This is a genomic window from Microbacterium sp. FW305-3-2-15-F-LB2 (assembly GCF_058787255.1).
This window is the reverse complement of sequence record NZ_JBYSZO010000001.1, coordinates 1,400,872-1,418,756: the sequence shown is the minus strand read 5'-3', so window position 1 is coordinate 1,418,756 and position 17,885 is coordinate 1,400,872. Positions and strand designations below refer to the sequence as shown.

17 protein-coding genes are annotated in these 17,885 nt (G+C 69.0%); 8 read left to right on the top strand and 9 right to left on the bottom strand.

Annotation, left to right across the window (positions count from 1 at the left end):
• Positions 1–7: 7 nt before the first annotated feature.
• From sufC to sufB, 4 genes are read right to left on the bottom strand one after another with little or no spacing between them, the layout of a single operon-like run.
• A complete protein-coding gene (sufC, locus tag AC3WLZ_RS06870) occupies positions 8–778 on the bottom strand; it encodes a Fe-S cluster assembly ATPase SufC (protein WP_492469542.1) in 771 nt (256 codons plus the stop codon).
• Positions 779–824: 46 nt separating this feature from the next.
• Entirely contained in the window at positions 825–1,154 is a 330-nt protein-coding gene (locus tag AC3WLZ_RS06865; protein WP_412924345.1) for a non-heme iron oxygenase ferredoxin subunit, read from the bottom strand.
• Positions 1,151–2,344 carry a Fe-S cluster assembly protein SufD gene (sufD, locus tag AC3WLZ_RS06860; RefSeq protein ID WP_492469541.1) on the bottom strand — a complete coding sequence of 398 codons (1,194 nt, stop codon included), beginning with the start codon at positions 2,342–2,344 and terminating at the stop codon, positions 1,151–1,153. Before sufD ends, AC3WLZ_RS06865 begins: the two co-directional genes overlap by 4 nt.
• Entirely contained in the window at positions 2,344–3,762 is a 1,419-nt protein-coding gene (sufB, locus tag AC3WLZ_RS06855) for a Fe-S cluster assembly protein SufB (RefSeq protein WP_412924343.1), read from the bottom strand. Before sufB ends, sufD begins: the two co-directional genes overlap by 1 nt.
• A gap of 254 nt (positions 3,763–4,016) precedes the next feature.
• Between sufB and AC3WLZ_RS06850 the strand changes: the two genes are divergently transcribed.
• Together AC3WLZ_RS06850 and AC3WLZ_RS06845 are read left to right on the top strand one after the other, a co-directional pair.
• Positions 4,017–4,985: a COX15/CtaA family protein gene (locus tag AC3WLZ_RS06850; RefSeq protein ID WP_492469540.1), complete on the top strand. Its 969-nt coding sequence runs from the start codon at positions 4,017–4,019 to the stop codon at positions 4,983–4,985.
• A gap of 112 nt (positions 4,986–5,097) precedes the next feature.
• Entirely contained in the window at positions 5,098–5,589 is a 492-nt protein-coding gene (locus tag AC3WLZ_RS06845) for a dinucleotide-utilizing enzyme (RefSeq protein ID WP_492469539.1), read from the top strand.
• 223 nt (positions 5,590–5,812) lie between these two features.
• Here AC3WLZ_RS06845 and AC3WLZ_RS06840 read toward each other — a convergent pair whose 3' ends face one another.
• Positions 5,813–6,739, bottom strand: coding sequence for a heme o synthase (locus AC3WLZ_RS06840; protein ID WP_412924340.1), 927 nt, complete (start codon positions 6,737–6,739; stop codon positions 5,813–5,815).
• 230 nt (positions 6,740–6,969) lie between these two features.
• On the opposite strand from AC3WLZ_RS06840, the gene tkt reads away from it, so the two are divergent.
• The 6 genes from tkt to pgl are packed head-to-tail and all read left to right on the top strand — an operon-like array spanning position 6,970 to position 15,116.
• The gene (gene tkt, locus AC3WLZ_RS06835; RefSeq protein ID WP_492470951.1) at positions 6,970–9,066 is read left to right on the top strand and encodes a transketolase; all 2,097 of its coding nucleotides are present in this window, start codon (positions 6,970–6,972) and stop codon (positions 9,064–9,066) included.
• A gap of 19 nt (positions 9,067–9,085) precedes the next feature.
• Positions 9,086–10,207, top strand: coding sequence for a transaldolase (gene tal / locus AC3WLZ_RS06830; protein WP_412924338.1), 1,122 nt, complete (start codon positions 9,086–9,088; stop codon positions 10,205–10,207).
• Entirely contained in the window at positions 10,204–11,829 is a 1,626-nt protein-coding gene (locus AC3WLZ_RS06825) for a phosphoglucose isomerase-related protein (protein WP_492469538.1), read from the top strand. The genes tal and AC3WLZ_RS06825 overlap by 4 nt, the downstream gene beginning before the upstream one ends.
• A gap of 4 nt (positions 11,830–11,833) precedes the next feature.
• Entirely contained in the window at positions 11,834–13,384 is a 1,551-nt protein-coding gene (zwf, locus tag AC3WLZ_RS06820) for a glucose-6-phosphate dehydrogenase (RefSeq protein WP_412924336.1), read from the top strand.
• The gene (locus AC3WLZ_RS06815; protein ID WP_492469537.1) at positions 13,381–14,328 is read left to right on the top strand and encodes a glucose-6-phosphate dehydrogenase assembly protein OpcA; all 948 of its coding nucleotides are present in this window, start codon (positions 13,381–13,383) and stop codon (positions 14,326–14,328) included. Before zwf ends, AC3WLZ_RS06815 begins: the two co-directional genes overlap by 4 nt.
• Positions 14,325–15,116, top strand: coding sequence for a 6-phosphogluconolactonase (pgl, locus tag AC3WLZ_RS06810; protein WP_492469536.1), 792 nt, complete (start codon positions 14,325–14,327; stop codon positions 15,114–15,116). Before AC3WLZ_RS06815 ends, pgl begins: the two co-directional genes overlap by 4 nt.
• A 59-nt stretch (positions 15,117–15,175) precedes the next feature.
• On the opposite strand, the gene AC3WLZ_RS06805 is transcribed toward pgl, so the two are convergent.
• The 4 genes from AC3WLZ_RS06805 to AC3WLZ_RS06790 all read right to left on the bottom strand — a co-directional run bounded on the left by AC3WLZ_RS06805 (position 15,176) and on the right by AC3WLZ_RS06790 (position 17,885).
• The gene (locus AC3WLZ_RS06805) at positions 15,176–15,529 is read right to left on the bottom strand and encodes an RNA polymerase-binding protein RbpA (protein WP_063257886.1); all 354 of its coding nucleotides are present in this window, start codon (positions 15,527–15,529) and stop codon (positions 15,176–15,178) included.
• A 1-nt stretch (position 15,530) separates the two neighbouring features.
• On the bottom strand, positions 15,531–15,779 hold the full coding sequence (secG, locus tag AC3WLZ_RS06800; RefSeq protein WP_138172459.1) for a preprotein translocase subunit SecG: 249 nt from the start codon (positions 15,777–15,779) through the stop codon (positions 15,531–15,533).
• Positions 15,780–15,891: 112 nt separating this feature from the next.
• Positions 15,892–16,680, bottom strand: coding sequence for a triose-phosphate isomerase (tpiA, locus tag AC3WLZ_RS06795; RefSeq protein ID WP_492469535.1), 789 nt, complete (start codon positions 16,678–16,680; stop codon positions 15,892–15,894).
• Positions 16,671–17,885, bottom strand: a complete 1,215-nt coding sequence (locus tag AC3WLZ_RS06790) for a phosphoglycerate kinase (protein WP_412924332.1) — start codon at positions 17,883–17,885, stop codon at positions 16,671–16,673. Before AC3WLZ_RS06790 ends, tpiA begins: the two co-directional genes overlap by 10 nt.

Sequence of the window (17,885 nt, the reverse complement as noted above, 5' to 3'; positions counted from 1 at the left end):
AACGATCCTACGCGTCTACCGGGGCACCGGCGTCGAGGAAACGGTCATAACCCTCTTCCTCGAGCCGGTCGGCGAGCTCGGGGCCGCCCTCCTCGACGATCCGGCCCTTCACGACGACGTGCACGAAGTCGGGGCGGATGTAGCGGAGGATGCGGGTGTAGTGCGTGATCAGCAGGACGCCGAGGTCCGTGTTCTCCTTGGCGCGGTTCACGCCCTCGGACACGATCTTCAGCGCGTCGACGTCGAGACCCGAGTCGGTCTCGTCGAGCACCGCGATCTTCGGCTTGAGCAGCTCGAGCTGGAGGATCTCGTGGCGCTTCTTCTCGCCGCCCGAGAAGCCCTCGTTGACATTGCGCTGGGCGAACTTGGCATCCATCCGCAGGTTCTCCATGGCGCCCTTGACGTCCTTGGTCCACGTGCGGATCGCCGGCGCCTCGCCGTCGATGGCCGTCTTCGCGGTGCGCAGGAAGTTCGTCACGGTGACGCCGGGGATCTCGACGGGGTACTGCATCGCGAGGAAGAGGCCCGCGCGCGCACGCTCGTCGACGCTCATCTCGAGCACGTCCTCACCGTCGAGCGTGATCGAGCCGCTCGTGACGGTGTACTTCGGGTGACCGGCGATGGTGTAGGCCAGGGTCGACTTGCCGGAGCCGTTGGGGCCCATGATGGCGTGGGTCTCGCCGGTGCGCAGCGTCAGCGTCACACCGTTGAGGATCGGGGTCGTGCCGGCATCCGTCTCGACCGTCACGTGGAGGTCGCGGATCTCGAGGACAGACATGATGTTCCTTACTCGGTAGTTCGGGGAGTCGTGGGGGACGCGACCGTCAGGCCGTCGCCTTGGTGACGGCGGGATCGATGAGCACGTCGTCACCGTCGATCACGACCTCGTACACGGGAACCGGCTCGTAGGCCGGGAGATTGAGGGGGCGCCCGGTCTTCAGCGAGAACGCGGAGCCGTGTGCCCAGCACTCGAGCGTCTCGCCCTCGACGAAGCCGTCGGACAGCGAGATGTCGCCGTGCGTGCAGACGTCGCCGATGGCGTGGACCTCGCCGTTGCCGTCGAGTACCACGGCGATCGCGACGCCGTCGACCTCGACCCGGCGGGCCTCGTCCTGGACGAGCTCACTGAGCCCGCACACGCGCGACGCGCTCACGCCGCCGCCCCTTCGGCCAACTCTCGCTCGATCGCCTCGATGAGCTCGGTCTCGAGCTCCGGGATGCCGATGCGCTGGACGATCTCGGTGAGGAACCCGAGCACGACCAGACGGCGGGCCTCGTCCTCCGCGATGCCGCGGGCCTGCAGGTAGAACAGCTGCTCGTCGTCGAAGCGACCCGTCGCGCTGGCGTGACCCGCGCCCTGGATGTCGCCGGTCTCGATCTCGAGGTTCGGGATCGAGTCGGCGCGCGCGCCGTCGGTGAGCACGAGGTTGCGGTTGGCCTCGTAGGAGTCGGTGCCGGTGGCGTCGTGTCCGATGAGCACGTCGCCGATCCAGACACTCCGGGCGTTCTCGCCCTGGAGCGCACCCTTGTAGAGCACGTCGCCGACGGTGTGCGGACCCTTGTGGTGCAGGTACACCTGCGACTCGAGGTGCTGACCGGCATCCGCGAACGACAGGCCGTAGAGGCGTCCCTCGCTGCCCGCGCCCGAGAGCTCGACCGACGGGTTCACGCGGACGACGCCACCGCCGAAGCTCACCACGACGTGCGTGAGCTTGGCGTCGCGGTCGACGCGCGCCTGGTGGGAGGACGCGTGGAGCGCGTCGTCGTCCCACTTCTGCACCGACACGACCGTGAGGTCGGCGCCGTCGCGCACGAGGATCTCGACGTTCTGCGCGTGGTGCGCGCTGCCCTCGTGACGAAGCACGACCGTGCCGCGCGAGTTCGGCTGCGCCTCGATGACGACATGGGCGTGCGCGAGGCCGCCCGTGCCGGTCAGCCGCACGACGATGGGCTCGTCGAGCTCGACGTTCGCCGGGATGCGCAGCAGCGGCGCCTCGGGCTCGTGTGTCCACGCGAGAGCGGCGGTGAGGTCCTCGGGGCGGAAGTGCTCGCCCCGCGGGGCGTCGCCCACGCGCAGTCGCTGCTGCACCACCTCGGCCGGGGCGCTGACCTCCACGCGCACGACGCCCTCGACGCCCGCCTCGTCGACGAACAGCGGAGCCAGGCGGCCGACGGGGGTCAGCTTCCAGTTGACCTCGCGGCCGCTGGGAACGCCGAAGTCGCCGGGGTCGAACGAGGTCGGGCGCTCCGACCGGGTCTGGACGGGAACCACGGATGCCACCAGGGCGGCAGGGTCGATGTGACCCTCCGCGGCGCCGACGGGGGTCTGGGTCGCAGTCGTCATCAGCCGACGGATCCTTCCATGCCCATCTCGATGAGCTTGTTCAGTTCGAGGGCGTACTCCATGGGCAGCTCGCGCGCGATCGGCTCGATGAAGCCGCGCACGATCATCGCCATCGCCTCGTCCTCGGGAAGGCCGCGGGACTGCAGGTAGAACAGCTGCTCCTCGCTGACCTTCGAGACCGTGGCCTCGTGACCGAGCTGCACGTCGTCGACGCGGATGTCGATCGCGGGGTACGTGTCCGAGCGCGAGATCGTGTCGACGAGCAACGCGTCGCAGCGCACGGTGTTCGCGGAGTGGTGCGCATTGGCATCCACTCGGACCTCGCCGCGGTAACCGGCTCGACCTCCGCCGCGCGCGATCGACTTGGAGACGATCGACGACTGCGTGTACGGCGCCATGTGGATCATCTTCGCGCCGGCGTCCTGGTGCTGACCGGGGCCGGCGAAAGCGACCGAGAGGGTCTCGCCCTTGGCGTGCTCGCCCATGAGGTAGATGGACGGGTACTTCATCGTCACCTTGGAGCCGATGTTGCCGTCGACCCACTCCATGGTCGCGCCCTCGTGGGCGACGGCGCGCTTGGTGACGAGGTTGTAGACGTTGTTCGACCAGTTCTGGATCGTCGTGTAGCGCACGCGGGCGTTCTTCTTCACGATGATCTCGACGACGGCCGAGTGCAGCGAGTCGCTCTTGTAGATCGGGGCCGTGCAGCCCTCGATGTAGTGCACGTAGCTGTCTTCGTCGGCGATGATCAGGGTCCGCTCGAACTGACCCATGTTCTCGGTGTTGATGCGGAAGTACGCCTGCAGGGGGATCTCGACGTGCACGCCCTTCGGCACGTACACGAAGGAGCCGCCCGACCAGACGGCCGTGTTCAGCGCGGCGAACTTGTTGTCGCCGGCGGGGATGACGGTGCCGAAGTACTCCTCGAAGAACTCGGGGTGCTCGCGCAGCGCCGTGTCGGTGTCCATGAAGATGACACCCTGCTGCTCGAGGTCTTCGCGGATCTGGTGATACACGACCTCGGACTCGTACTGCGCGGCGACGCCGGCGACGAGACGCTGACGCTCGGCCTCGGGGATGCCGAGCTTCTCGTACGTGTTGCGGATCTCCTCGGGGAGGTCCTCCCACGACTGCGCCTGCTTCTCGGTCGAGCGCACGAAGTACTTGATGTTGTCGAAGTCGATCTCCGACAGGTCGGCGCCCCACGTGGGCATGGGCTTGCGGCCGAAGAGCTGGTAGCCCTTCAGACGCGTCTTCAGCATCCACTCGGGCTCGGATTTCAGGGCGGAGATGCCGCGCACGACGTCTTCGTTGATGCCGCGCTGCGCGAGCGCGCCTGCGGCATCCGTGTCGTGCCAGCCGAACTCGTATTGCCCCAGGCTTTCGAGCTCTGGTCGGTCGATGAGTACATCGGACATGGTGGTCACTCTCCTTCTCGGGCCTCAACGGTGTCATCCGCCCCGACATTCCAGGAGGAACTCCGGTCGGAGTCACAGGAAGGTCGCTGGTAGGCCCGCTCGAAGGCGCTGGCTGCGCGCCTAGACTGTCAGGGGTGCGGGACGCGCGAGCGCTGCACCCGAAGACCCTTCGATTCTACAGGCAACACCCGCTCCCGGCACGGCGCTGACCCGCCGCCGCGGCCCGAGAGCCTCGCCGCCAGGAGGCTGCGCGCATGTCCACCGCTTCGTCCCCCCGCGTCCTCCGTCGCATCGTCGACGGGCTGCCGACCCAGGTCGACCGCCGAGTACGCGTGTTTGCGTGGCTGTCGTTCGTGGCCGAAGTGCTCATCATCGGCACCGGCGGGGCGGTACGTCTGACCGGCTCGGGACTCGGGTGCCCCACGTGGCCGCGCTGCACTCCGGACTCGCTCGTGAACACGCCCGAGATGGGCATCCACGGCATCATCGAGTTCGGTAACCGGACGCTCACGGGGGTCGTCGGCATCCTGGCCCTTGTCGTCGTCGTGCTCATGTGGCGCATGCGGAGGCAGCGCCGCGGGATGTTCGTGCTGGCCCTCGTGGTGCTGGGCGGCATCGTCGCGCAGGCCGTCGTCGGCGGCATCACGGTGCTCACCGGTCTGAACCCGTTCATCGTCGGGTTCCACTACATCGCGTCCGTCGTCCTCGTCACCGTGTGCGCGGCGTTCCTGACACTCATGTACCTTCCGGCCGGTCCGCGCGAGCGTGCCGTCCCCGCGTGGTTCGCGGGTCTGGTCCATGCCACGACCGGCGTCCTCGCCCTCACCGTCGTCTTCGGCGTGCTCACCACCGGCGCCGGACCGCACTCGGGAGATGCCGCAGCGGTGCAGCGCAACGGATTCGACGCCGAGATCCTCGAGCACGTGCACGCCTGGCCCGGCTACGCCCTGTTCGCCCTGACCCTCGTGATCGTCGTCATCGCCTGGCGGCTGCGCCTCCCCGTGCGGCGTTGGGCGACCGCGCTGCTCGCGGTCGAACTGGTCCAGATCGCCGTGGGCCTCTACCAGGCACGCAACGGCCTGCCCGAGCTCGCCGTCGGCATCCACATGGTGCTGGCAGCCTTGGCCGCCGCGACCATGACGGTCGTCGTCCTCCGGCTGAAGGCACCCGTCGCCGTCACGCGCACCGACGCACGGGACGCGGTCGGCGCCGCGCAGCGCTGACCTTAGCGCGTTCATAGCCGATTCATCGAGCGCACAGAGCGGGCGCACCGGTGCGTGGGAGACTGTGGACCCTCTGGTGCCGACCGTGCCCGGAATCTAAGGAGTTCATTCCATGCAGACCCGCCCCCGCCTGGTGACCAGCATCCCGTTCTGGGCTCTTCTGGTCCTCTCCCTGGCCGCAGTGTTCGGCGGACTCGTCATCGTCTTCCGCCAGATCGACGCGATGCAAGCGGTGCTGAACGACCCGAACGCGACGGTCGTCACGGTCTACGTCGCGCAGTCCTGGGCGATCGTCGGCGCCGCCGTCCTCGGTGCCGGTGCTCTCGGCCTCGTCGCGACGCTCGCCGTGGCCGCCGTGGTGTCCACGCGTCCGCGCCCCGACGTGTCGGTCGAGACGATCGACTGGACCGACGACGACGAGAGCGCCCCCTTCGCCGCCGCTCCCACCGTGGCCGCCGTTGCGACGACCGCTCCGGCCGCTCCCCTCGTGCTCGAGGACGCGGACGTCGAGACCCCGTCCAACGCCCCCGCTCCAGCGGAAGCAGCCGCGGCGAGCCACGACGCCCCGAAGCTGGACACGGGCGACGACACCCCTCGCGCCTGACCACCGCCACCACGCCGAAGACGCCCGCTCCCCGATTCGGGGGCGGGCGTCTTCGTGCGTCCGTGCACCCGCGCGCGTTCGTGTGTCATCGCTTCCGCGCGTTCTCGTGCGTCGGCGCACCGGGGTCGCTTCGTGCGTCGGTGCATGGGTTCCGACGCACGGGCTCCGAGAATGACCGCCCGTCCCGCGGAACAGGGGGCGAATGGCCCTCGGGCCCGGATGATCAGAAGGGCAGCAGCGGGTCGACCGCGATCGCGACGAACAGCAGCGTCAGATACGTGATCGACGCGTGGAACACGCGCATGGGTCGGGGCTCGCCACCCTGCACGGCTCGCGAGTACAAGCGGTGCGATTCGTAGACGAACCAACCGCCGAAGACCAGCGCGGAGACGCTGTAGACCAGGCCCATGGATGCCACCGGGATCAGCAGCAGCGAGCACGCCACCGTCGCCCACGCGTACAGGATGACCTGCAGCCCGACCTGCGATCCACTGCGGGTGGCGCCGAGCATCGGCACGTCCACCTCGTCGTACTGGTCGGCGTACTTCATCGACAGCGGCCAGTAGTGGGGCGGCGTCCACAGGAACACCAGCGCGAACAGGATGAAGGGCGCCCACGAGAGCGATCCCGTCACCGCCGACCAGCCGATGAGCACGGGGAAGCATCCGGCGATCCCGCCCCACACGATGTTCTGCTCGGTGCGGCGCTTGAGGATCATCGTGTAGATCACGACGTAGAAGAAGATGGCCGCGGCCGACAGACCGGCCGCGAGCGGGTTGGTGAACACCCACAGCCACACGGTGGAGAACACGGCGAGGGTCCAGGCGAACGTGAGTGCGCCGCGGGGCGACACCTCGCCGGTGACCAGCGGACGGTTCTCGGTGCGCTGCATGTGCGCGTCGATGTCGCGGTCGAGGTACATGTTGAACGCGGCGGCCGAACCGGCGCTCAGCGACCCGCCGATGACGGTGGCGAAGATGAGCCAGAGGTCGGGGAGTCCGCGCGCGGCGAGGATCATGACCGGAACGGTCGTGACCAGGAGCAGTTCGAGCACCCGCGGCTTGGTCAGCGCGACGTAAGCGCGGAGGGTGCGTCCGACGGAGCGGCGATCGGTCGTCGCAGTGACGTGCGACGTCGTCGAGATGTCCATCGTCCCCCGGGGTAGAGCGAGCGTATCCCCACGATTCTATGGCATCCCGTACACACACCCGGCCGCCTGTCGACCCCCGCGGGAACAGTCCCGGCCCTTCGTGCGTTCTCGCTATGCTGGCGATGAACGCGCGCCCCGCGCCGACCACCCCACCCCACTCCCGCCCCTACGGCGTCGAGTGCGGCGTCGGATCGTGACCCCGGGCGCAAAGTGACGAGAAAGGCACCGTGTTGTCGGACTTCGAATGGGACGAGATCGATCGGCGCGCGGTGGACACCGCACGCGTTCTGGCGGCGGATGCCGTCGAGAAGGTGGGTAACGGCCACCCCGGTACGGCCATGTCCCTCGCACCCGCGGCCTATCTGCTGTATCAGCGCGTCCTGCGCCACGACCCGGCCGACACGCACTGGCCCGGCCGCGACCGCTTCATCCTCTCGGTGGGGCACTCCTCGCTCACCCAGTACGTCCAGCTCTACCTCGGCGGTTTCGGCCTCGAGATGAAGGACCTCGAGGCGCTCCGCACGTGGGGCTCCCTGACCCCCGGTCACCCCGAGTACGGCCACACCGACGGCGTCGAGATCACGACCGGACCGCTCGGTCAGGGCCTCGCCTCCTCCGTCGGCTTCGCCTACGCCGCCCGGTACGAGCGCGGCCTGTTCGACCCGGAGTCCCCCGCCGGTGAGAGCCCCTTCGACCACTTCGTCTACGTGATCGCCGGCGACGGCGATATGCAGGAGGGCGTCACGAGCGAGGCCTCCTCGCTCGCCGGCCACCAGGAGCTCGGCAACCTCATCGCGATCTACGACTCGAACCAGATCTCGATCGAGGACGACACGAACGTCGCCTTCACCGAAGACGTGCAGAAGCGCTACGAGGCCTACGGCTGGCACGTGCAGACCGTCGACTGGAAGAAGACGGGCCAGTACGTCGAGGACGTCGCCGAGTTGCTCGCGGCCATCGAGGCCGCGAAGGGCGAGACGAGCAAGCCGTCGCTCATCATCCTGAAGACGATCATCGGCTGGCCCTCCCCCGGCAAGCAGAACTCCGGCAAGATCCACGGTTCGGCGCTGGGAGCAGACGAGCTGCGTGCAACGAAGGAGGTGCTCGGATTCGACCCCGAGCAGCACTTCGCCATCGCGGACGACGTGCTCGAGCACACTCGCGAGCTGGTGAAGCGCGGCGAAGCCGAGAAGGCCGCCTGGCAGGAGAAGTTCGACGCCTGGGCCGCTGCCCACCCCGAGCGCAAGCAGCTGTGGGACCGCCTGCAGGCTCGCGAACTGCCCGAGGGCATCGCCGACGCGCTGCCCGCGTTCGAGGCCGGCAAGGACGTCTCGACGCGCGCCGCCTCCGGCACGGTCATCAACGCCCTCGCCGCCGAGCTCCCCGAGCTGTGGGGCGGTTCGGCCGACCTCGCCGAGTCGAACCTGACCACGATCAAGGATGCCAAGTCCTTCATCCCCACCTCGTGGTCGACGCACGAATGGTCGGGCGACCCCTACGGCCGCGTGCTGCACTTCGGCATCCGCGAGCACGCGATGGGCGCGATCCTGAACGGCATCGTGCTGCACGGTCCGACGCGTCCCTTCGGCGGCACGTTCCTCATCTTCAGCGACTACATGCGCCCGCCGGTGCGTCTGGCCGCGCTGATGAACATCCCGACGATCTTCGTGTGGACGCACGACTCGGTCGCCCTCGGTGAGGACGGCCCGACCCACCAGCCGATCGAGCAGCTCGCGACCCTCCGGGCGATCCCGAACTTCGCTCTGGTCCGCCCGGCGGATGCCAACGAGACCTCGGTCGTGTGGCTCGAGATGCTCCGCCGCACGGCGGGTCCCGCCGGTATCGCACTCACGCGACAGAACATCCCCGTGTTCCCCCGCGGTGCCGGTGAGGCCTCGGGCGACGAGTTCGCCTCGGCCGCGAATGCGGTCAAGGGCGCCTACGTCCTGGCGGAGGCGGCGAGCGGCGAGCCGGACGTCATCCTCATCGCCACCGGTTCCGAGGTGCAGCTCGCCGTCCAGGCGCGCGAGACCCTCGCCGCCGAGGGCGTGCAGGCCCGCGTCGTGTCGGCTCCGTCGCTGGAGTGGTTCGCCGAGCAGGACGAGGCGTACCGCGAGTCGGTCCTGCCGTCGTCCGTGAAGGCGCGCGTGTCCGTCGAGGCGGGTTCCGCCCTGTCGTGGCACGGCATCGTCGGTGACGCCGGCCGTTCCGTCTCGATCGAGCACTTCGGTGCGTCGGCCGACTACAAGACCCTGTTCCAGAAGTTCGGTATCACCGCCGAGGCCGTCGTCGAGGCGGCCCGCGAGTCGATCGCCGCTGCGAAGTAATCCGAGGAGAACGAGAACAATGAGCACTCCCACCGAACAGCTTTCCGCTCAGGGCGTCAGCATCTGGCTGGACGACCTGTCGCGTCAGCGCATCCAGACCGGCAACCTCGCCGAGCTCATCGAGAAGCGCAACGTGTCCGGCGTCACCACGAACCCGACGATCTTCGCGGGCGCGCTCTCGAAGGGCGAGGCCTACGAGGGTCAGGTCCGTGAGCTCGCCGGCCACGGCGCGGGCGTTGACGAGGCGATCTTCTCGATCACCACCGACGACGTGCGCGACGCATGCGACATCTTCCTGCCCGTCTTCGAGGCCACCGGCGGCGTCGACGGCCGCGTGTCGATCGAGGTCTCCCCCGACCTCGCCCACGACACCGACGCGACCGTCGCCCAGGCCAAGGATCTGTCGGCGCGGGTGGACCGCCCGAACGTCCTGATCAAGATCCCCGCGACCAAGGCGGGCCTGCCCGCCATCACCGAGGTCATCGGTGCGGGCATCTCGGTCAACGTCACGCTGATCTTCAGCCTCGAGCGGTATGCCGAGGTCATCGATGCGTACCTCGCCGGTGTCGAGAAGGCCCGTGAGGCCGGACACGACATCTCCACCCTGCAGTCGGTGGCGTCGTTCTTCGTGTCCCGCGTGGACACCGAGGTCGACAAGCGTCTCGCCGCGATCGGCACCGACGAGGCCGCCGCGCTGAAGGGCAAGGCCGGTATCGCCAATGCGCGTCTGGCCTACGAGCTGTACGAGCAGAAGTTCGCGGAGGACCGCGCCAAGGAGCTCCTCGCCGCGGGCGCGACCGTGCAGCGCCCGCTGTGGGCGTCGACCGGCGTCAAGGACCCCGCGCTGCCCGACACGCTCTACGTCACCGAGCTCGTCGCCCCCGGCACCGTGAACACGATGCCCGAGAAGACGCTCGAGGCAACGTTCGACCACGCCGTGATCACCGGCGACACCATCACCGGCGCATACGGCGAGGCCCACGAGGTCTTCGACCAGCTCGCCGCCGCGGGCGTCGACTTCGCCGACGTCACGCAGGTGCTCGAGGACGAAGGCGTGGAGAAGTTCATCGCGTCCTGGCACGAACTGCAGGAGACCGTCGCCACCGCGCTCGAGGCCGGAAGCGCCCAGGCGGCGAAGTGACTTTCGCCGTCAAGGTCACCGGCCACGTCAAGGCGGTCGTCGACTCCGAGTTGCCTGGCCTGGTCGGTTCGCTCGTCGCGTCCGGCATCACGGCGGGCGACCCCACGCTGTGGGGTCCCGCAGCCGAGGACGAGGCATCCCGTCGACTCGGGTGGGTGCAGGCGGTCTCCGTCTCGCGCCCCCTCGTGCCGGAGATCACGGCCCTGCGCGACGCCCTCGTCGCGCAGGGCGTGACCCGCGTCGTCCTCGCCGGGATGGGGGGTTCGTCGCTCGCTCCCGAGGTGATCGCGCGCGCCGCGGGCGTCCCTCTGGTCATCCTGGATTCCACCGCCCCCGGGCAGGTGCTCGCCGCGATCGACGGTGACTCCGAAGCCGGTGGCCTGCGGGAGACGGTGCTCGTCGTCTCGAGCAAGTCCGGTTCCACGATCGAGACCGACTCGGCCAAGCGTGCGTTCGAGGCCGCGTTCCGCGACCTCGGCATCGACCCCGCGGAGCGGATCGTCGTCGTGACGGACCCCGGCTCTCCGCTCGAGCAGGCGGCTCGCGCCGACGGCTACCGCGTCTTCACCGACGACCCGACCGTCGGCGGACGCTACTCCGCGCTGACCGCTTTCGGGCTGGTGCCCGCGGGTCTCGCCGGCGTCGACCTCGATGACCTCCTGGACGAAGCGGATGCCACACTTCTCGAGGTCGCGATCGACTCCCCCGAGAACCCGGCGCTCGTCTTGGCCGCGGCCATCGCGGGCGGCGGCGACCAGCGCCGTGACAAGCTCGGCCTCGTCACCGACGGGAGCCACCTCCCGGGTCTCCCGGACTGGATCGAGCAGCTGATCGCCGAGTCCACGGGCAAGGACGGTACCGGCATCCTGCCCGTCGTCCTGCTTCCGGTGTCCCCGGAGCTGGAGACGAAGCCGGCCGACCTGCAGGTCGTCCGTCTCGTCGACCACGCCGACGCCTTCCATCTGTTCGACCGCCACGAGGGCGATGTCCTCGTGAGCGGCTCGCTGGGAGCCCAGTTCGTCGTGTGGGAGTACGCCACGGCCATCGCCGGGCGACTGCTCGGAATCGATCCGTTCGACCAGCCCGATGTGGAGTCGGCGAAGGCCGCGGCCCGCGGCCTGCTGGACGCCCGGCCCGAGCCGACGGCTCCGGCCTTCGTGCTCGACGGCGTCGAGGTGCGCGTGTCGGACCCCGCGTTGGCATCCGGGGGCACGCTCGCGAGCGTTCTCGACGCGCTGTGGGCTTCGGTTCCGGCCGACGGCTACGTCAGCATCCAGGCGTACGTGAACCGGATCGACCTGCCCCAGCTCGCGGGACTGCGCGAACTGGTGGCGGCGGATTCCGGTCGTCCCACGACATTCGGGTGGGGACCCCGGTTCCTCCACTCGACCGGTCAGTACCACAAGGGAGGGCCCGCGAACGGCGTCTTCCTCCAGATCACCGAACGCACCGATGTCGACCTCGAGATTCCCGGTCGACCGTTCACGTTCGGTGAGCTCATCCACGCACAGGCCGCGGGCGACGCGAGCGTGCTGGCGGACGGTCACGGCCGTCCCGTCGTCACGCTCACGCTCACCGACCCGCAGGTCGAGGTGCTTTCACTCTTCGAGGCGGCGCAGTAAAAGCATGGTCGTAGAGATCACACCCGGTCACAATCCCCTTCGCGATCCCGAGGATCGCCGACTCAGCCGCATCGCGGGGCCCAGCGCCCTGGTCATCTTCGGCGTGACGGGTGACCTGTCGCGCAAGAAGCTGATGCCGGCGGTTTACGACCTCGCCAACCGCGGTCTACTGCCCCCCGGCTTCGCGCTCGTGGGCTTCGCCCGCCGCGACTGGGAAGACCAGGACTTCGCCAAGGTCGTCCACGAGTCGGTGAAGCAGTACGCCCGAACCGAGTTCCGCGAGGAGACGTGGCAGGAACTGCTGGAAGGCATCCGCTTCGTCCAGGGCGAGTTCGACGACCCCGAGGCGTTCCAGCGTCTGCGCGAGACCGTCGACAAGCTCGACACCGAGCGCGGCACCATGGGCAATCACGCGTACTACCTGTCGATCCCGCCGAAGGCCTTCCCGCTGGTCACCACGCAGCTCAAGGCGTCGGGACTCGTCGGCGAGACCGCGGACGACACCACCGGCTGGCGGCGCGTGGTCATCGAGAAGCCGTTCGGTCACGACCTCGCCTCGGCGCGCGAGCTGAACGAGGTCGTCGAGAGCGCCTTCCCGGCCGACTCGATCTTCCGGATCGACCACTATCTCGGCAAAGAGACCGTCCAGAACATCCTGGCGCTGCGGTTCGCCAACGAGCTGTACGAGCCGATCTGGAACCGCAACTATGTGGATCACGTGCAGATCACGATGGCCGAGGACATCGGCGTCGGCGGTCGTGCGGGGTACTACGACGGGATCGGCGCGGCCCGCGACGTCATCCAGAACCACCTCCTGCAGCTACTGGCCCTCACCGCGATGGAAGAGCCCATCAGCTTCAACGCGGCCGACCTGCGAGCCGAGAAGGAGAAGGTGCTCGCGGCGGTGCGTCTGCCCGAGAATCTCGCCGAGGCGACCGCCCGCGGGCAGTACGCCGGCGGATGGCAGGGCGGTGAGAAGGTGCTCGGCTTCCTCGAAGAGGACGGCATGAACCCGGAGTCCGTGACGGAGACCTACGCCGCGGTCAAGCTCGAGATCAACACGCGCCGCTGGTCGGGCGTCCCCTTCTACGTCCGCAGCGGAAAGCGTCTCGGACGCCGCGTCACCGAGGTGGCCGTGGTGTTCAAGCGCGCCCCGCAGCAGCTGTTCTCTCGCAGCCAGACGCAGGAGCTGGGGCAGAACGCCCTCGTCATCCGCGTGCAGCCCGACGAGGGCGTCACGATCCGCTTCGGATCCAAGGTCCCCGGTGACGGTACCCAGGTGCGCGACGTCACCATGGACTTCGGATACGGCCACGCCTTCACCGAAGCGAGCCCCGAAGCCTACGAGCGACTCATCCTCGATGTGCTTCTCGGCGACCCGCCGCTGTTCCCGCGGCACGAAGAGGTCGAACTCAGCTGGAAGATCCTCGACCCGATCGAGGAGTTCTGGGCCGCCCAGGGCGGACCGCTCGAACAGTACTCTCCCGGGTCATGGGGGCCGGCATCCGCCGACGAACTCCTCGCCCGCGATGGCCGCACCTGGAGGCGTCCGTGATCATCGATCTGCCCGACACCACCGTCAGCGCGATCTCGAAGAAGCTCGTCAGCGTCCGGGAGGAGGGCGGTGCCGTCGCTCTCGGGCGCGTGCTGACCCTCATCATCGTCACGCACCACGGCGCCGAGGAAGAGGTCATCGAGGCCGCCAACGACGCCTCCCGCGAGCACCCGATGCGCGTCATCGCCGTGCTGTTCGGCGACGACGATGAAGAGCCACGCCTGGACGCCGAGATCCGCGTGGGCGGCGACGCCGGCGCGAGCGAGGTCGTGGTGCTCCGCGCCCACGGAGCGGCCGCGTCCAACGCCGAGAGTCTCGTCACGGGTCTGCTGCTCCCGGACGCGCCGGTCGTCGCCTGGTGGCCCGCCGAGGCCCCCACCGACCCCTCCCTGTCGGAGATCGGCCGGATCGCTCAGCGCCGCATCACCGATGCCAAGTCGCAGCCCGACCCCACCGCGTGGGTCGCGCACCTCGGCGAACACTACGCCCCGGGCGACACCGACTTCGCGTGGACCCGGGTCACGCGCTGGCGGGAACAGCTCGCCGCCGTGCTGGACCAGCCGCCCTACGAGCCGGTCACCTCGATCGAGGTCTCCGGCTCGAGCGACTCGCCGTCCACGGCGCTGCTTGCGGCGTGGCTGGGCCTGAAGCTCGAGGCGCCGGTCACGTACAGCTACCTCCCGGAGGCCGAATGGGCCGGCGGCATCAAGTCGGTGCGCCTCACACGCGCGAGCGGAGACACCCTCCTCGAGCGCCCCACGCCGGGTGTCGCGATCCTCACGCAGCCCGGCCAGCCGACGCACGAGCTCGACTTCCCGCGTCGGACGCTTCGCGAGTGCCTCGCCGAGGAGCTCCGTCGCCTCGACCCCGATGTGCTGTACGGCCGCGTCCTGACGCAGTGCACGGAGCTGCTGCACACCCTCGACGAGGGGGGCGACCGATGACCGAGAACGGCTCCGCCAAGCAGGTCATCATCAAGAAGGATGCCGATACCCTCGCGGACTACGTCGCGACCCGGTTCGTGAACCGCATCGTGAAGCGCGTCGCCGAGGGCAAACGCATGCACGTCTGCCTGACCGGCGGCACGATGGGCGGTGCGGTCCTGCGCTCGGCCGCTCGCGATCCGCGTGTCGACGAGGTCGACTGGTCGCTCGTGCACTTCTGGTTCGGTGACGAGCGGTTCGTGAGCCGGGACTCGGACGATCGCAACGAGAAGCAGGCGCGTGTCGCCTTCCTCGACGGTCTCGACATCCCGGCCGAGAACATCCACTCGGCCGCCTCGACCGACGACGGCCTCGATCTGGACGCCGCGGCGATCGCCTACGCCGATGAGCTCGCGCAGTTCGCGCCCTCCGACCGGAGTGAGACGGGCCCGTGGCCGTCCTTCGACATCTGCTTCCTCGGTGTCGGTCCCGACGCGCACATCGCCTCGCTCTTCCCTGATCGGCCGGAGATCTCCGTCACCGATCGGGCGACGGTGCCGGTGCGCGACTCCCCCAAGCCTCCGCCGGAGCGCATCTCGCTCACCCGCCCGGTCATCAACTCGTCCAAGCGCGTGTGGATGGTCATCGCGGGCGCCGACAAGGCCGCCGCTCTCGGCCTCGCCCTCGCCGGCGCGAGCTACCAGAGCGTTCCCGCCGCCGGGGCGAAGGGCCGTCGTCGCACGGCGTTCTTCGTCGACGAGGCCGCCGCTGACCAGGTGCCGCCGCAGCTCATCGATCGCGAGTACTGAGCCCGCACGACGAAAGAGACCGGATGCCATCGGCATCCGGTCTCTTTCTCGTTCGGTCTCTACTGGCCGCGGCGCTCGCGCAGCTGCTGAAGCGCATCGTCGAGGAGCGACGCCGCTTCCTCGTCGGTCCGGCGTTCCTTCACGTACGCCAGGTGCGTCTTGTAGGGCTCGGTCTTCGCGAGCGCCGGCGGATTGTTCTTGTCGCGCCCCGCCGGAAGCCCAGAGTGCGGCGAATCGATGGTCTCGGGGATCTCGTCGTCGGGGATGCCCGCCGCGAAGTAGCGGACGGTCTCGTTGCCGAGCGCATCCCAGTACGACACCGCTACCCGATCGGCGTGGAAACCGTGGTCCTGTTCTCCCATCGGGCCCGCGCCGACGCGCGTGCCGCGGATGGCGTTACCGCCAGTGGCCATGTCAGAGCTCCGCGAACTTGGTCAGGAGACCGAGGCCGACGATGGTGATGAACCACACCAGCGCGAGCACGATCGTGAATCGGTTGAGGTTGCGTTCGGCGAGGCCGGACGAGCCCATCGCGGAGCTCATGCCGCCGCCGAACATGTCGGACAGACCGCCGCCGCGTCCCTTGTGGAGCAGGATGAGCAGGGTCAGCAGGAGGCTGGTCACGCCCAGGAAAACCTGCAGGACGAACTCGAGAATCTGCACTGTCGAAAGCCTTTCGCGAGCGGCCAGGGACGGCCGCACAAGCGTCAAGTATACGGGGAGCGGGGCCGGACACACGGATGCCCGCGGCGCAGGGCCGCGGGCATCGTGTCGGTCAGACTCCGACGTGCTTCTGGTACCGGATGATCGCCGCGAACTCGTCGACGACGAGGCTCGCACCGCCCACCAGGGCACCGTCCACGTCGGGCTCACGCATGAACCCGGCGATGTTGCCCGACTTCACCGAACCGCCGTAGAGGATGCGCGTGCGAGCCGCCGCGTCCGCACCCAGCTTGTCGGCGACGACGGCGCGGAGCTTGGCCGCGACCTCCTGAGCCTGGTCCGGCGTTGCGGCCTGGCCCGAGCCGATGGCCCAGACCGGCTCGTACGCCACGACGATGTCGGCATCGGATGCCACGCCCTCGAGCGCGACCTCGAGCTGCCCCACGGGGACGGCGCTCGCACCGAATTTCTCGAGGTCGTCCGAGGTCTCACCGACGCAGATCACCGGAACGAGACCGTGGCGCAGGGCCGCGGCGGTCTTGGCCGCCACGACCTCGTCGGACTCGTGGTGGAACTGCCGACGCTCGGAATGCCCGATGATGACGTAACGGGCGTCGAGCTTCGCGAGGAACTGCCCCGAGATCTCGCCGGTGTAGGCACCGGAATCGTGGGCCGAAAGGTCCTGCCCGCCGAGGGCGAACTCGATCTTGTCGGCGTCCAGGAGCGTCTGCACGGTACGCAGGTCGGTGAACGGCGGGAAGACCGCCACCTCGACGCTGCCGGTCTCGTGCTTCGCTTCCTTCAGCGTCCAGTGCAGCTTCTGGACGAACGCGACCGCCTGCAGGTGGTCGAGGTTCATCTTCCAGTTGCCGGCGATGAGAGGGGTTCTGTTCACTGCCATCCGAGGACCTCCAGTCCGGGGAGCTTCTTGCCTTCGAGGAACTCCAGGCTGGCGCCGCCACCGGTGGAGATGTGGCCGAACTGGTCGTCGGTGAAGCCGAGCTGGCGGACGGCCGCGGCCGAGTCACCGCCGCCCACGACGCTCAGGCCGTCGACCTCGGTCAGGGCCTGAGCGACCGTCTTGGTGCCCGCGGCGAAGGCCGCCATCTCGAACACGCCCATGGGGCCGTTCCAGAACACCGTGCGCGAGTCGCGAATGGCCTCGGCGAAGAGGTCCGCCGTGCGCGGACCGATGTCGAGGCCGAGACCCGAGGCACCGAACGGGGTCTCCTCGAGAGCAACGGCATCCGCCACGACATGCTCGGCGTCGGCCGAGAAGGACGCCGCGACGACGGCATCCACGGGGAGGACGATCTCGACGCCGCGCTCCTTCGCCGAGGCGAGGTAGCCCTTCACGGTGTCGATCTGGTCCTTCTCGAGCAGGCTCGATCCGACCTTGTTGCCCTCCGCGGCCAGGAACGTGAACATCATTCCGCCGCCGACCAGGAGCTTGTCGACCCGGGGCAGCAGGTGCTCGATGACACCGAGCTTGTCGCTGACCTTCGATCCCCCGAGGACGACCGTGTAGGGCCGTTCGGGGTTCTCGGTCAGACGGTCCAGGACCTCGAGCTCTTTCTGGATGAGCAGGCCCGCCGCCGACGGCACGATCTGGGCGAGGTCGTAGACGCTCGCCTGCTTGCGGTGCACGACACCGAAGCCGTCGGACACGAGGGCGTCGCCGAGCTCGGCGAGCTGACGGGCGAAACCCTGGCGCTCGGCCTCGTCCTTCGAGGTCTCCCCCGCGTTGAACCGGAGGTTCTCGATGACGGCGACGTCTCCGTCCTCGAGCGAGGCGACGGCCTCACGGGCGGACTCGCCGACGGTGTCGCGCGCGAACGCGACCGGCTGGCCGAGGAGCTCGGACAGGCGCTGCGCGACCGGCTCGAGGGAGTACTTCGGGTCGGGCGACCCGTCGGGGCGCCCGAGGTGCGAGCACACGACGACGCGGGCGCCGGCGTTGATCAGGGCGTTGAGAGTCGGCAGCGACGCGCGCACGCGGCCATCGTCCGTGATGACGCCGTCCTTGAGGGGGACGTTCAGGTCACAACGGACGATGACGCGCGTGCCGGCCAGCGACCCCAGCGATTCGAGGGTGCGCAGAGCCAT

What these genes read in the sequence shown, in the direction of transcription:
- AC3WLZ_RS06845 (WP_492469539.1), top strand. Translation starts at nt 5,098, where the DNA reads ATGCAGACCCGCCCCCGCCTGGTGACCAGCATCCCGTTCTGGGCTCTT.
- AC3WLZ_RS06805 (WP_063257886.1), bottom strand. Translation starts at nt 15,529, where the DNA reads ATGGCCACTGGCGGTAACGCCATCCGCGGCACGCGCGTCGGCGCGGGC.
- pgl (WP_492469536.1), top strand. Translation starts at nt 14,325, where the DNA reads ATGACCGAGAACGGCTCCGCCAAGCAGGTCATCATCAAGAAGGATGCC.
- sufB (WP_412924343.1), bottom strand. Translation starts at nt 3,762, where the DNA reads ATGTCCGATGTACTCATCGACCGACCAGAGCTCGAAAGCCTGGGGCAA.
- AC3WLZ_RS06840 (WP_412924340.1), bottom strand. Translation starts at nt 6,739, where the DNA reads ATGGACATCTCGACGACGTCGCACGTCACTGCGACGACCGATCGCCGC.
- AC3WLZ_RS06790 (WP_412924332.1), bottom strand. Translation starts at nt 17,885, where the DNA reads ATGGCTCTGCGCACCCTCGAATCGCTGGGGTCGCTGGCCGGCACGCGC.
- sufC (WP_492469542.1), bottom strand. Translation starts at nt 778, where the DNA reads ATGTCTGTCCTCGAGATCCGCGACCTCCACGTGACGGTCGAGACGGAT.
- tal (WP_412924338.1), top strand. Translation starts at nt 9,086, where the DNA reads ATGAGCACTCCCACCGAACAGCTTTCCGCTCAGGGCGTCAGCATCTGG.
- sufD (WP_492469541.1), bottom strand. Translation starts at nt 2,344, where the DNA reads ATGACGACTGCGACCCAGACCCCCGTCGGCGCCGCGGAGGGTCACATC.
- tpiA (WP_492469535.1), bottom strand. Translation starts at nt 16,680, where the DNA reads ATGGCAGTGAACAGAACCCCTCTCATCGCCGGCAACTGGAAGATGAAC.
- zwf (WP_412924336.1), top strand. Translation starts at nt 11,834, where the DNA reads ATGGTCGTAGAGATCACACCCGGTCACAATCCCCTTCGCGATCCCGAG.
- AC3WLZ_RS06850 (WP_492469540.1), top strand. Translation starts at nt 4,017, where the DNA reads ATGTCCACCGCTTCGTCCCCCCGCGTCCTCCGTCGCATCGTCGACGGG.